Origin of the sequence: Bacillus cereus group sp. BfR-BA-01316 (genome assembly GCF_022664195.1) — a bacterium.
Lineage (GTDB): Bacteria > Bacillota > Bacilli > Bacillales > Bacillaceae_G > Bacillus_A.
This window is the reverse complement of sequence record NZ_JAKUGX010000006.1, coordinates 135,433-148,934: the sequence shown is the minus strand read 5'-3', so window position 1 is coordinate 148,934 and position 13,502 is coordinate 135,433. Positions and strand designations below refer to the sequence as shown.

Sequence of the window (13,502 nt, the reverse complement as noted above, 5' to 3'; positions counted from 1 at the left end):
CGCCCTATCTAACACGGGGGGGCGTTTTGCTACACGTTATTATACATATTCGCTGTTACAACAAGTATTAATAAAATACTATATTAATATATTCTTCATTATACATGAAAATTCCTTTCAAAAAATGACAAAAAATTTAATTCTTTCAAAAACATAATTTTCAGATTATAATAATTATAATTAAAAGGTATTATTGATTTGGAAGGTGGTATTCTTATTGCCGAAACGTTTACTAACTTACTATTTAGGCTCCAAAATGTGTATTACCCTCGCTGACATTGTATACATAATGATTATTACCACTCACATCTATATCACAACTAAATCAGCTACAATTACTGCTCTTTTTCCATTATTACAAGTTATCACAAATCTTATCGCGAACACATCTGCACCACTTATAATGAATCGTTTTCCATCTTATGCATTGCTATATACTCTACAATGGATTAAAACAGCTCTTTTAATATTGTTAATGATATTATTTCCTATTCTATCAACAAGCATTTCTGCTCTTTTAACTTTTGTTATTTTCATTTCATTATGTAGTGGCTGGAGTGCGCCTTTACTATACGCCGTTATCCCACGCTTAACAACACAAGAAAAATTAGTAAAAGTAAATAGTGTCTTTTCCTTTTCAACACAAATTATACAAGCCGCCACTTACTCATTTACAAGTATAATTGTTCTTCTCATTGGAGTTACTTCGACACTCATGATTAATAACCTATTAATGATTTTCGGATGTATTACATTACACCTTTCATTACAATCTATACAAGCTGAACGAGTAGCAGAACCCACTTCTTCGAAAACTACTGCATTATTAGAAGGATGGAAACTGTTATTTCAACACCCATCTCTACGCATTGTTACACTTATGGACTTAATTGAAACTTTCGCAGGAACGATATGGATCGGTGCTATTACGATGGCATATGTAACGACTGCTTTACATAAAGGCGAAGAATGGTGGGGATATATTAATACAAGTTATTATTTCGGAACATTAATTGGCGGGCTCTTAGCATGGAGAATGAGTTCATACATTCAAAACAATTTAATACGCTCCATGGCACTAGGCTCTCTTATATTTAGCATCCTTACATTTCTATATGGTATTACGAGTAGCGGATTTATTGCCCTATTTCTTTGCGTTCTAATGGGACCATGCTATCAAATTAGAGATATTTCTCAAACAACTGTTTTACAATCCAGCGTCGCTACTTCTTTATTATCGAAAATGTATACAGCTCACGGCACCCTTCTCTCAACAGCTTCTGGTCTCTCTATGCTAAGTGTTGGAATTATTACTGACATTTTCGGTGTTCGTACTATTTATATTATCGCTTCTTTTCTTATTTTATGTTCTTCTTGTTTATCTTTTAGCTTATTAAAATATCAGAAGACAGAGAAGAAAGATATTTCATTTTAATCTATAAAGCAAAAAGGACAGGGTTCACCTGTCCTTTTGTATTCTCTATTCATGATAAGTTTGGTATCTTTCTATGTTTTGTCGCTTGTTCAAAAGCGTATGCTAGTTTAATTAATGTCCCTTCACTAAAAGCAGTACTTGCAAGTGTAATTCCAAAAGGTCTCCCGCTCTTCATATATCCAGCTGGTATCGCTATAGATGGATAACCTGCTTTCGCGCATATAGTAGAACCTATATAGGAAGGAAACAGAATTGCATCCAGATTGTATTTATTTAATGCAAAATCAATTCCTTGTTCTTGTGAAAAGTATATATCTTCTAATCTTGCATTCAAATATTCAGGAGTTCTTAACGTATTAGGAAAATCTTTTCTTCTTTCTAATTTATTTTGTCCGTATTTTAATGCCCTTTCTTCTATCTGACTATTAAAATCGATTAGTTCTGAAATCGAATGCACTGGAATATTAGAAGGTAATTTAGAAAGATAGTTATCCAAGCTATGCTTCAGTTCGTAAAGCGGTACTCCCCAGCTCCATTCTCTATGAAAAAATGGAATATCGATATCTTCTATTACTGTCGCTCCTTCATTACGTAACACTTGAATCGATTCTTCAAACAATTTTTCATCATACTCACCAGATTCGAAATAATCTTCTGGTGCATTGTTAAATACGCCAATCTTCGCTCCCGTTAATCCATTTACATCAAGATAAGTTGTATAATCTTGCTCTGTCCTTCCTTCACTTTTGAGAGTAGCTGCATCCACCTCATCCACTCCCGTTAAGCTCCCTAATAAAATAGCAGCATCTGTTACCGTTCTAGCAAACGGACCGGCTGTATCTTGTGAATACGTGAAAGGAATAATTCCTCTACGGCTAATTAAACCAACTGTTGGTTTAACGCCAACTACAGAGTTTTGAACGGCTGGGCTTAAAATAGAAGCATCTGTTTCTGTTCCAACAGATAATACTGTTAAGTTCGCTGCAACCGCTATGGCAGACCCTGTACTTGAGCCACCAACGAACATATCATCCTTGCCCGTTCCATATGGATTTATTGTTTGACCGCCCCTAGCGCTATATCCAGCCCACATTTCAAAAGACATTCCGTTTGCCAACTCTGTCATATTCGCTTTCCCTATTATAATCGCACCTGCTTCTCGGAGCTTTTTAACAAGAAATGCATCTTCACTACTTATATTTTGTTCCAGGGCAATCGTACCTGCACTTGTATGCATTGAGTCATTCGTTTCAATATTGTCTTTAAGTAAAACAGGTATACCATGTAATAGACCTCTTACACCTTTTGTCTTTCTTTCATGATCTAGCGCTTCTGCAATAAAGATAGCATCTGGGTTGATTTCTAAAATAGAATTGAGTTTCGGACCATCTTGGTCATATTTTGCGATTCTATGAAGATAATACATGACTAATTCTTTTGAAGTTAACTTCCCATCCTTCATCGCTATTTGTATATCATGAATTGTTAATTCTTTTTGCAATAATGTATTGAACTGAATTTCCATTTTCATTCTCCTTTTATAAGCCCTTTTATTTATGACGTATATCTATTACTTTTTCATTTTCTCCGCTCCTCGCATTAACAACTACTATCCCTATACAGGAATTCAACTCACCTATTTAAAAACCTTTAATTTCCAGAGAAATAAAAAGAGTCTGAAGCGAATACATTGTCGCCTCAGACCCTTTTTTATCATTTCACATATACATCTTCTAACAAGTGTAAAAACTCTCCTTGTTTACCTGCTAATTCAGGGCATTTGTTAATATCAACCCATTCATAACAAAATACTAAACCTTTGTCTTCCTCACCAGTACTTACTATATGTTCCCACGTATCTTTCACATCTGTTAATAATGAAATGTGGAAAAAATGACGTTTTTGATATTCCTTTTTTTCTTTTACATAAATAATGTAATCAGAAAGGAAGCGCTCGATACAGAAATGGCGTAGTCCTGACTCTTCTTGTACTTCACGTAAAATTGCTGTTTCTAACGTTTCTCCTTCATCGACAGTCCCACCTGGCACTTGGATACCAGCCTCTCGTATATCACGATGTTTAAAAACGAGTAGTTGCATAACCCCTTCTTTTTCTCTCGTAACATATGCGTGTACCTTTTTCTTATATAACATCGTCATCTTAGCCCTCTCCTCTCAATTCATTACTGCGTTACTTCTTCAAGCGTCAGTTGGTTTTCATATAAATATGTAGCCTGCGGATTCCCCACATATCGTACGTGCCACGGTTCATATCGATAACCGGTAATCCCTTCTTTCTCTTTCGTATACCGAATAACGAAACCAAACTTATGTGCATTTTCAGAAAGCCACTTTCCTTCTTTCGTCTCTCCAAAGACTGTTTCTAATTGAAATTTAGCAGATTGAGATGTAATATCCATAGCTAACCCTGTTTGATGTTCACTCGTACCAGGAACTGCACTGGACATTGCTGTTTTTGCTTCACCATCTTGTTTTTTATACATCGTATTTAATGCTTTTTGTCGATCAAAAGATCTAAATCCAGAGACTGCAAAAAGGAAAATCCGCTCATTATCGGCTTGCTGAATCATTTCCTCAAGTGCCACCGCTGCCTCTTTCCTCATCTTTTTCTTCTCTTGATCACCTTCACTAGAGTAACGTACTTTCGGAACAACTAAATCTGGCGGTCTATACCCATCTGGTAAACGCCTATTTTTATTCACAAGTACAAGCATCGAATTTGGATTACTAATGACTGCGATATCCCCATCCATATTAGCAATCGTTTCTTTAGCTTTCGGAAATATATTGTTTACATTTACTTCCCGCGCCTCTTGCTCCTTGTACATCTTATAATTCATTCCTGCTACTCCAACAATCAGTATCATTGCTACGGTACCAAGTAGTGCCCATCTTTTTTTCATATAACGACCTCTTATTTTAATAATTTGGCCATTTCATATTCATCGATACCTTTTCCATCGATGATAAGAGCAGATTTTTTAACACCTTCTTGTTCAAATCCAATTTTACTATATAGTGCCTGAGCTCTTGTATTGTGGGCCATTACCGTTAATTCTAAACGCCATACATCATGTAATCTTGCCCACTTCTCTACTTCTTTAAACAAACTCGTTCCAATACCTCGGCCACTATATTCTTGCAAAATACCAATGACAATTGTCGCAACATGTCTCTTTCTTTGAATATTATTTCCGTTAACTAAAATAAACCCTACTATTCTATCTTCTTCAACAGATACAAATATGTTTGCATTTTCGTTTTCTATAAATCGATGAACCATTTTTTCTTGTTGCTCTATTGTAGTTTTTCGTTCTCCTGGTTCGTATAACATAAATTTCGTTTCTTCGTCTAATTGCTTACTTAATTGTAAAAATGGTGCTGCATCTTCTGCTCTAATCTCCCGAATCACCTTGATCACCCTACCCATTTTGTTAGTTAAAAATTTTCCTTGTAAAAAGATTTTCTCCACTATTCCGAAAATTCCTTTCTAAATTCCTTACTATAAATAGACAAATTTCGATATTGCTATAATGATAGGAAATTATGTCTATAATGTGACATGTCTTATTGACCATAACTTATGCTCAAAAAAAAATAAACGTAAGCTTCTCACTTACGTTTATCCATTCACTTTTTCAGCTTGCCAAAAATATTCTCCAAATGCTTTAGCAAGAGCATCAATTGATCGATTCAATTCTTCATCTGTATTATCTACGCCACCAACTTCAATTAAAATCGCCTGTCCTGATAAGTCTTGATTATAAACACCATTCCCTGTTTGGAAGCCTTTTTGAATAACACCTCGGCTTACTCCCGGATATTTTTTACTAATTGTCTCATGTAAAGCCGTTGCTAATTGTAAGTTTTTTTCATAGTTTTTGTTACCTTTCCCAATTACAAAAGCAAGCTTCGCATATGATTTATCCCCAATTGTTTTTGTCGTGACGTTTTTGCGTGCACTATCACGGTGCAAATCAAAAAAGTATTGGAGTTCTTTATTTCCAGTCATAGCTTGTTGTACAATTTCTCGGGACATTTTATAAGAACTATTACTGTTTAATCCTTTACTTATTAATTTTTGGCCGACATCAGTCGTATCGTTAGTAGCACCTATCCCTTCGCTTTCCAGTTGTTCACGAAAACGATCTCCAACTATTGAAATATTCGTTACAGAACTCGTTGCTTTATTCGGATCTGGGTCATTCGTTAAGTTCAGTAACGGCAAATAAGATTCCCAACTATGTGAATGATAAATAAATGCAACTTGCCTTTTCCCCGTTGTTTGAGATGGTTGTTTCTTCTCTTTATTCGGATCAGACTTAGGAACTTGTCCAGTTTCTCCAGTCCGTTCCTTCACTACTTCTTCAAGAGGGACGCTCGACTCTATCGGTAAATTGGAGTAATTTGTCCCTTCACCTGCTATAACGATTTCTGTATCATATTTCCCAAATCCCGGAAGTTCTTTCCCGACAAAACTACGTACATCATCAAAACGAATATTCGTAGCCATCGAAAATAGGAATGAAGAAATAGAAAAGTCTTGATTCAAATTCCGGTACTCCTGTGTAAAATAATGATTCTCTTTCCCAATAACGTACATGTAACCATTCATTGATAACTCATTTAACCAATTATATAAATACGTTGACTTCGTCTCTTTCATAGAAGTAACCATCATACTAATAAGAAAAAAAGTCGCTAATACCGTAGTAATAACAAATAAAATTAACTTGCGTACACTTGTTAATTTCACGTAAAAAAAGCCTCGATTCATACTATCACCCTCTCTATTTCAAGTTATGTACAAGCTCTAGAGAATAGACCGCTTAAATTTCGGCTATATTGTTAATGAGGTGAAATGAATTGAAGCTACTAATGGGAATATTACCAATCGTTCTATCAATTATTTTTTATTTACTTGCTATACACCCTAAAATTCGCATTGCACTACATATTTCTGCGTACATAGCATTATATGTGCTCGGGACAATTATTTCTATTAATATATATGATGTTTTAATACAAGGTCTTGTTTTCATGACAAGCATTCATGGAGTTTTACTAAATCCATTTTTCCTTATTGCAGGAGCATATATAGGAATATACACTTTGTACCTAGTACTGTCTCAAATTTTTATGAAACTAATGAAAATAAAAAATGGAGCGTAGTGAAATGAAGCCACCGTTCATCTGTCATAAATGCAAAAAAAAAATAGTAGGAAAGAAAGATCTTACTATCGCTACTTGGTACTTCCGTTTTTATTTATTTCACAACATTTGTTTTTACCAGCAGCAACTGTTTGCCTCACGTTTTGTCCCTATTAATACACTCTTTTGTTTCTTTCTTATTATATACGGGCTTATTGCTGGCAGCATTCTTATGATCACAGAACCATCAATCATTTGGCTTATTTTTTCAGCGCCTATTGTTTATCGTTTTCTTTCATATTATTATGTTGAACGTTTTTTTCTAAATAAAGATTAGACTGACCTCTAGGAATACTTAAACTCTCCCACTCATTTTCTTTTAACATTTTACCAATGTAAATGATTTGTCCAATATGCAAAGCATAATGAGAAATTTGTCTTTCTATCGCTTGCATTACAGTGTGTGCTTCTCTGCGAATATATACTTTCTGCAAAATCTGCTCTGGTGTTAAAGTATCCATCGCTTTAAAAACATACTCCCACCCTTCTTTCCACGCAGTAAGAGCTTCTTGTTTTGAATTGTAGCCTCCCTCAAATTCAACATCTCGATTACGATCTGCTTTTTCACCATCAGACGTTAAAAAATCCGTCCATCTTGAACGCATATTACCATGTAAATGCTTAATGATAATCGCAATACTATTTGTCTCTTCATGAGAAGACCACATTATTTGTTCATAAGATAATTGAGAAAGCACTCGTTCTCCTTGTTTTTGTGTTGCTTTGAAATTCGAAATTGCACATTGTAAATATTCTCGTCCGATATCCAAATTAACCCCTACCTTCACACTAACTAATTTTCGTTCCATTCGGCAGTTCCATATTCGGCTGAAGTAAAACAACATCGTCAGCTTCAGGAACACCACCCAGTACAAGCACTTCCGATTTAAATCCTGCCACACGCTTTGGTGGAAAGTTCACAACAGCAACGACTTGTTGACCAATTAAATCTTCTGGATCGTATCTCTTCGTAATTTGAGCACTTGACTGCTTAATCCCTAACTCTCCAAAATCAATTTCTAGCTTAATTGCCGGAACTCTTGCTTCTTTGAATTCCTCCGCTTTTCTTACCGTCCCAATACGTAAACCCAAAGTTAAAAAATCTTCAAAACTAGCCATTTTATCATTCCTCTCAATTATTACTTAGACAAAACATAAAAATCCCCTTCAAAAAAAGAAAGGCGCCTAAGCACCTTTCTTTTGTAATTCACTTGATTCATTTGATTTATAGAAGAAGAAACCGAGAACCCCGCCAATACATGCTGGGATTAACCATCCTATTCCTTCTTTATATAAAGGTAGCATTTGAAGTACATTTGAAATTACGTCAATCTTTATGTTCGCACTTTCTAAGCCATTAAATAAACTAATTGACAATGCACCTAATATTGCACCAATATAAATTGTATTACGCTTTCCAATCCATTTATGGAAATATGAAAGTACGATTAATACAATTGCAACTGGATAAATGATCATTAACACTGGTAAAGTTACTGCGATTAGTTGTGTCAATCCTAAGTTAGATACAATTAAACTAAATACACACACTATTGTTACAATCGTTTTATGCGAAAATTTCGGGAATAAGTTTGTAAAGAACCCTGCACATGCAGATGTTAATCCAACTGAAGTTGTTAAACAAGCAAGTGTAATAACAAGTCCTAATAAAATTTTCCCACTCGTTCCATATAACTCATTTACAACATTCGTTAAAATAAGACCACCGTTCTCTGAAACACCAAGTGAAGTACTTGTTGAACCTAGATAAGCAAGTGATAAATAAATTAACGTTAAGCCTAATACAGCAATAATTCCTGATACAATTGTTATTTTTGCGATTTGTCCGCTTTCTTTTATCCCTTTTGAACGAATAACTTGTACAACAACAATTCCAAATACAAGAGCACTAATTGCATCCATCGTTAAATACCCTTGAATAAACCCACCAAAGAAAGCATTCTCTTTATATGCGGCTAACGGTGCAGACGGTGCTCCAATCGGATCAATAATTGCCTTTCCGACAATAACAGCAACAATTAATACTAACAATGGTGTTAGAAACTTTCCAAACCAATCGACTAATTTAGATGGATTTAATGATAAATACCACGTTATTCCGAAGAAGACTATAGTATAAAGAAATAGCATGTACCATTCCGAAACCATTGCTTCTGATAAAAACGGCTTCATTCCCATTTCAAATGAAACAGCTCCAGTACGCGGGATCGCAAAGAATGGTCCAATTGCTAAATAACTAATCAGTGGAAAAATAAACGCGAATATAGGGTGAACTCTAGAAGATAGCGCTTTCAAGTCCCCCTCTACAAACGCGACAGCTGTTACAGCTAATAGGGGTAATCCGACTCCCGTTACAAGGAATCCAATAGTAGCAACCCAAACATTCTCTCCTGCTTGTTGCCCTAAAACTGGTGGGAAAATTAAATTTCCTGCTCCTAAAAATAATGCAAATAGCATTAAACCAATTGCTACAGTATCACCTGGCCTTAATCGTCCCTTCATTTCTTTAATTTGCATAGCACTTTTTCATTGTTTATCTATATTTTCACAATATGCTATGCATCCTCCTCTCTGCTCATGATGATAAAATATACCCCTTACAAAGCAATGTCTTTCTCCATAATTTCTCCATTCCCCTTTTAATTACTCTAAATAATAAATTTTGATTTTTTTGAATATTTAAGTCATTAGAGTGTTATAACGTGGAGTTTAGTTGTCAGACCTCTTTGTTTTTATCACACATATAGTAACATATTTGGTTGAAAAATAAAAACATATTTTTAAATAGAATTTTTTGAAAATCGAAATTATCCACACATACCTCCTTTATTTATTCTATTACACAATTTTTTTTAGAAATTTACGATTTTTATATTTTATTATATTTGAATATTTTTATGCAAAAGAAAGTGAAAGCCATCAAAAAATAAGATGGCTTTTACTTGTTACTCTATCGTTTCAACTTCACGTGGATTATTCATCTCTTCAACATACACAACTCTAAATCCATGATCTTCTAAATCCTTTAACAATGTTTCTAATTCACTATCTTCAAACTCTTCTCCCAATGTAAACATAATTCTACGTACTAATAAAGCATCATTATCAAAAGTCATTAAGCTTTGAATACCAGTGTATTTCTTTAGCACTGTCGATAATTTTTGAATGGCCCCATTATAATCTTGTGTTCCAATCATGACAGAATATTTACTAGAATGGACTCCCCATGCATCTTCTAATAGTTCAAAAACTTTTTTATGAGTTAAAATACCAAGGAAGACCCCTTTTTCATCAACTACTGATAAATACGGTAGTTTTTTAATTGTAAAAAATACTTTAAAGAAGGAAGAGTCTTCTCTCACGTACCCATTCTTATCGTTCAATAATTGTAATACATTATCTTCAAATGAACCTTTATATTCTAAAATATCTACTTTGTATACATTCCCTAAAAACTTCTCTTTTTTTTCATCTAAAACTGGTACACAACGATACCCCGTTTTATTTAAATGCTCCAGCGCTTCCCCTATCGTAATTGAACTTGGGCAAAACAAAACTTCCCTCTTTGGCACATAATTCCCTTTAATCCTCATAAAAAAGCCTCCTTATGCTAAAATACTTTCTGTGCCATAACTATATTATATTTTCAGAAAAAAATAAATATATTATTTTATTTTTCTGAAAATTATTCATTTTTCTGTCATAATTTATTCATTAATCATACACTTTTATTAAGTGAAATTTTTATCAGTAGGGATTTTGTCCATGCCCACTGGTTAATTAGCCCCTACCAATCCGGCAAATCTTCAATATGGAACATTCTCTCACAGTTACTTTTAGAAAAATATATTGTAACTTCCTCAGAAAAAAGCTAAAATAAGAATAAGAATTTTCTGAATATTCAAAGAGTAGGTGATTGTATGTCCTTATTGCGCTCACATATATGTAAATTTATAGCCGGTGTTTTGATTGTTTTTGTCATAAGTCCTCTTCCAGCATTATTCATTACACATAATTACTCCTACTTAACTGGATTTGTAAGCATTTTTCATAATTTAGCACAGCCTTCTTCCATTTCAATTCCAACAATTGATTGGATGCATGAACCTATCCTTTTCTCAGCAAATCAGCTTATACATACACAAAATATAATACATACCTCTAACCATTCGTCACCACTGTTCCCCTACATATGGGAAATATATTTTTTATCGATTGTTCGTTTCACATTCACTCTTGTAATCGGTTTCTTTATAAGTCTAGGAATTGGCCATCTATTTTTAAAAGCACCAAACTCATTAAAAAAGTGTAGTTCTTTATTTCGCTGGATACCGTATTCTTTTGGCACTGTGATATTACAATGTTTAGTCCTATTATCACTTCTCTACATCGCGAAATTCATAAAGTTTCCTTTCTTCTCCTCTTTTATCATCGTATGTAGCACTTCTATGATAATCGTTATGCAAGCAATTAAAAAATGGCTACCGTTCTTAAATACTACTAATGAATACGAAATAAAAAATTCATCTTTCCTTGTTGATACGTTATTTATTGCGCTTACTTCTAATCATAAATCCATTTTGAGTTCCATTATTCTTTCATTCGTTTTTATGGAATGTATTTTTCATACAAACGGACTATTACAATTTATTGTCCAATTTGGCGGAAATGCACCTATAGTTGTCACGATTGGTTTATTACTACTTTATATTCCATATAGCATCTTATCGTTTCTCCAAGCTTTATGGACAACAAACTACCCTAAACAGAACACGTATACTTTAACTAGAAGTATTTCGAAACCATAACATAGAATAACCGTCTACTTAAATTAAAAGTAGACGGTTATTCCTATTATATAGAGGACAAAATAACAGCAAATTAAAAAACTACTATTAAAACCTACCATTATTTACCCATTTTCTTTGACTAATCTTTTCATTTGGATTTATTATAAAAGTATAACATAATTGCAGGAGGTGACATCTTTATTCCAAATTAGGAATAAAGAACACACTTGGACATATTAAATATTTTTCTCATCTTTATACTTATCCTTATTTCTGGTTTTTTCGTTGCTTCAGAATTCGCTGTCGTAAAAGTACGAAAAAGTCGAATTGACCAGCTTGCTAATGAAGGTAACAAACAAGCATTAGCTGCAAGAAGCGTTGTATCTAACTTAGATGTTTATTTATCTGCTTGTCAGCTCGGTATTACTATCACTTCTTTAGGGCTTGGTTGGCTTGGTGAACCAACTGTAGAGCATTTATTACGACCACTATTTGAAAGAATCAATATTACTGGAACAATGGCTAACACGCTATCCTTTATTATTGCTTTTAGTGTGATTACTTTTTTCCATGTTGTATTAGGAGAGTTAGTTCCTAAATCTTTCGCAATCCAAAAAGCAGAGGCAATCACATTAAAATTTGCAAAACCACTTATTTTATTTGATAAAATTATGTATCCATTCATCTGGGTGCTTAATAGTTCAGCTGTATTTTTTACAAAATTATTCGGTTTAGAACCTGCAAAAGAAAACGAACTTGCCCATTCTGAAGAAGAACTACGGCTCATTTTAGGTGAAAGTTATAAAAGCGGAGAAATTAATCAAACCGAATATAAATATGTAAATAATATTTTTGAATTTGATGATCGAGTTGCGAAAGAAATCATGGTTCCTCGTACCGAAATGATTTGCCTATCTACTGAAAATACGTTAGAAGAAAATATGGATATCGTCGCAACTGAAAAGTATACACGCTACCCTATTATTGAAAAAGACAAAGATGACATTATCGGGATGATAAATACGAAAGAAGTATTTCACGATCAAACAAAGAATATTTATAAACCACTTGAATCTTACATACATCCAGTTTTAACGGTCTTTGAAACAGTTCCCATTCGTAAAACGTTAATACATCTTCAAAAGAACCGTGTACAAATGGCGATTGTAATGGACGAATATGGGGGCACCGCTGGACTTTTAACGATGGAGGATATTCTTGAAGAAATTATTGGTGAGATTCAAGACGAATTTGATGCAGATGAATCACCAATGATTGAAAAACGCACACCTAAACTTACTGTATTAGATGGAAAAGTACTTATTTCTGAAGTAAATGATATGTTTGGGTTACATATTTATGATAGTGATTTAGATACAATTGGGGGCTGGCTTCTCTCCCAAGCTATTGACTTAAATATTGAAGCTGGATATTCAGTTGAATATGATGGTTTTCAATTTAAGGCATTAGAACTAGACGGACATCAAATTAAAAAGATTGCTGTACATAAGTTAGATTCTATTAAGGAGGTATAAAGTGACTGTATTATTAACAATTAGTATCATCGCTTGTTTCATTGTTTCATTTCTTGCCTTTATTTACCCCATTATTCCTGGCATTCTTGCAGTATGGGCTGGCTATTTCATTTATCATTTTGGTATAAATGGTGGAGAACTAACAATTTCTTTTTGGATTATTCAAGTCATTTTTACACTTTTCATTTTCGGTGCTGATTTTATAGCAAATGGATATTTCTTGAAAAAATACGGAAGTTCTAAGTGGGGTGAACGTGTCGGCATGATTTCTATCATTGTCGGATCGTTCTTCTTCCCGCCATTTGGTCTTATTATCATACCGTTTTTATCGGTATTTATAACAGAACTAATGCATAAAAAGGCGCCAAAAGACGCCTTTTTAGTCGGAATTGCAACTGTAGTCGGTTTTTTAAGTAGCACAGTAGCCAAAGCCATTCTCCAAATCATTATGATTATCATCTTTGTATGCTATATCATTTTTTAGCCATC

15 protein-coding genes are annotated in these 13,502 nt (G+C 33.9%); 6 read left to right on the top strand and 9 right to left on the bottom strand.

All coding sequences use genetic code 11. From position 1 onward, the window contains the following. The first annotated feature begins 217 nt into the window (after nucleotides 1-217). The gene (locus MR071_RS07650) at nucleotides 218-1,435 is read left to right on the top strand and encodes an MFS transporter (RefSeq protein ID WP_242235603.1); all 1,218 of its coding nucleotides are present in this window, start codon (nucleotides 218-220) and stop codon (nucleotides 1,433-1,435) included. A 49-nt stretch (nucleotides 1,436-1,484) separates the two neighbouring features. On the opposite strand, the gene MR071_RS07645 is transcribed toward MR071_RS07650, so the two are convergent. The 5 genes from MR071_RS07645 to spoIIP form a co-directional block, all read right to left on the bottom strand. Next, nucleotides 1,485-2,960, bottom strand: coding sequence for an amidase family protein (locus MR071_RS07645; RefSeq protein ID WP_242235601.1), 1,476 nt, complete (start codon nucleotides 2,958-2,960; stop codon nucleotides 1,485-1,487). A gap of 188 nt (nucleotides 2,961-3,148) precedes the next feature. Beyond that, complete coding sequence (locus MR071_RS07640) at nucleotides 3,149-3,595, bottom strand: NUDIX hydrolase (RefSeq protein ID WP_242235599.1); 447 nt, start codon at nucleotides 3,593-3,595, stop codon at nucleotides 3,149-3,151. 23 nt (nucleotides 3,596-3,618) lie between these two features. Further along, nucleotides 3,619-4,359, bottom strand: a complete 741-nt coding sequence (locus MR071_RS07635) for a M15 family metallopeptidase (protein WP_105586679.1) — start codon at nucleotides 4,357-4,359, stop codon at nucleotides 3,619-3,621. Nucleotides 4,360-4,370: 11 nt separating this feature from the next. Then, complete coding sequence (locus MR071_RS07630) at nucleotides 4,371-4,868, bottom strand: GNAT family N-acetyltransferase (protein ID WP_105586713.1); 498 nt, start codon at nucleotides 4,866-4,868, stop codon at nucleotides 4,371-4,373. 210 nt (nucleotides 4,869-5,078) lie between these two features. After that, a complete protein-coding gene (gene spoIIP, locus MR071_RS07625) occupies nucleotides 5,079-6,233 on the bottom strand; it encodes a stage II sporulation protein SpoIIP (protein WP_105586680.1) in 1,155 nt (384 codons plus the stop codon). An 89-nt stretch (nucleotides 6,234-6,322) separates the two neighbouring features. On the opposite strand from spoIIP, the gene MR071_RS07620 reads away from it, so the two are divergent. Together MR071_RS07620 and MR071_RS07615 are read left to right on the top strand one after the other, a co-directional pair. Then, nucleotides 6,323-6,628, top strand: a complete 306-nt coding sequence (locus tag MR071_RS07620; RefSeq protein WP_105586681.1) for a hypothetical protein — start codon at nucleotides 6,323-6,325, stop codon at nucleotides 6,626-6,628. 4 nt (nucleotides 6,629-6,632) lie between these two features. Continuing rightward, nucleotides 6,633-6,944, top strand: a complete 312-nt coding sequence (locus MR071_RS07615; RefSeq protein ID WP_105586682.1) for a permease — start codon at nucleotides 6,633-6,635, stop codon at nucleotides 6,942-6,944. Here the strand turns inward: MR071_RS07615 and MR071_RS07610 are convergent. From MR071_RS07610 to cbpA, 4 genes are all read right to left on the bottom strand, one after another. Then, a complete protein-coding gene (locus MR071_RS07610) occupies nucleotides 6,883-7,476 on the bottom strand; it encodes a DUF1572 domain-containing protein (RefSeq protein ID WP_105586683.1) in 594 nt (197 codons plus the stop codon). The two genes, MR071_RS07615 and MR071_RS07610, sit on opposite strands and share 62 nt — an antisense overlap. Next, nucleotides 7,457-7,786 (bottom strand): chaperone CsaA, encoded by a 330-nt coding sequence (gene csaA, locus MR071_RS07605; protein WP_242235597.1) that lies wholly within the window; start codon nucleotides 7,784-7,786, stop codon nucleotides 7,457-7,459. Before csaA ends, MR071_RS07610 begins: the two co-directional genes overlap by 20 nt. A gap of 66 nt (nucleotides 7,787-7,852) precedes the next feature. Next, nucleotides 7,853-9,190 (bottom strand): branched-chain amino acid transport system II carrier protein BrnQ4, encoded by a 1,338-nt coding sequence (brnQ4, locus tag MR071_RS07600; protein ID WP_105586714.1) that lies wholly within the window; start codon nucleotides 9,188-9,190, stop codon nucleotides 7,853-7,855. A gap of 443 nt (nucleotides 9,191-9,633) precedes the next feature. Next, nucleotides 9,634-10,281 (bottom strand): cyclic di-AMP binding protein CbpA, encoded by a 648-nt coding sequence (gene cbpA / locus MR071_RS07595; protein ID WP_242235595.1) that lies wholly within the window; start codon nucleotides 10,279-10,281, stop codon nucleotides 9,634-9,636. 327 nt (nucleotides 10,282-10,608) lie between these two features. Between cbpA and MR071_RS07590 the strand changes: the two genes are divergently transcribed. The 3 genes from MR071_RS07590 (at nucleotide 10,609) to MR071_RS07580 (ending at nucleotide 13,497) form a co-directional block, all read left to right on the top strand. Beyond that, on the top strand, nucleotides 10,609-11,496 hold the full coding sequence (locus tag MR071_RS07590) for a hypothetical protein (RefSeq protein WP_242235594.1): 888 nt from the start codon (nucleotides 10,609-10,611) through the stop codon (nucleotides 11,494-11,496). Nucleotides 11,497-11,705: 209 nt separating this feature from the next. Further along, a complete protein-coding gene (locus tag MR071_RS07585; RefSeq protein ID WP_242235592.1) occupies nucleotides 11,706-13,013 on the top strand; it encodes a hemolysin family protein in 1,308 nt (435 codons plus the stop codon). A gap of 1 nt (nucleotide 13,014) precedes the next feature. Beyond that, nucleotides 13,015-13,497: a DUF456 domain-containing protein gene (locus tag MR071_RS07580; protein ID WP_242235590.1), complete on the top strand. Its 483-nt coding sequence runs from the start codon at nucleotides 13,015-13,017 to the stop codon at nucleotides 13,495-13,497. Nucleotides 13,498-13,502 lie beyond the last annotated feature (5 nt).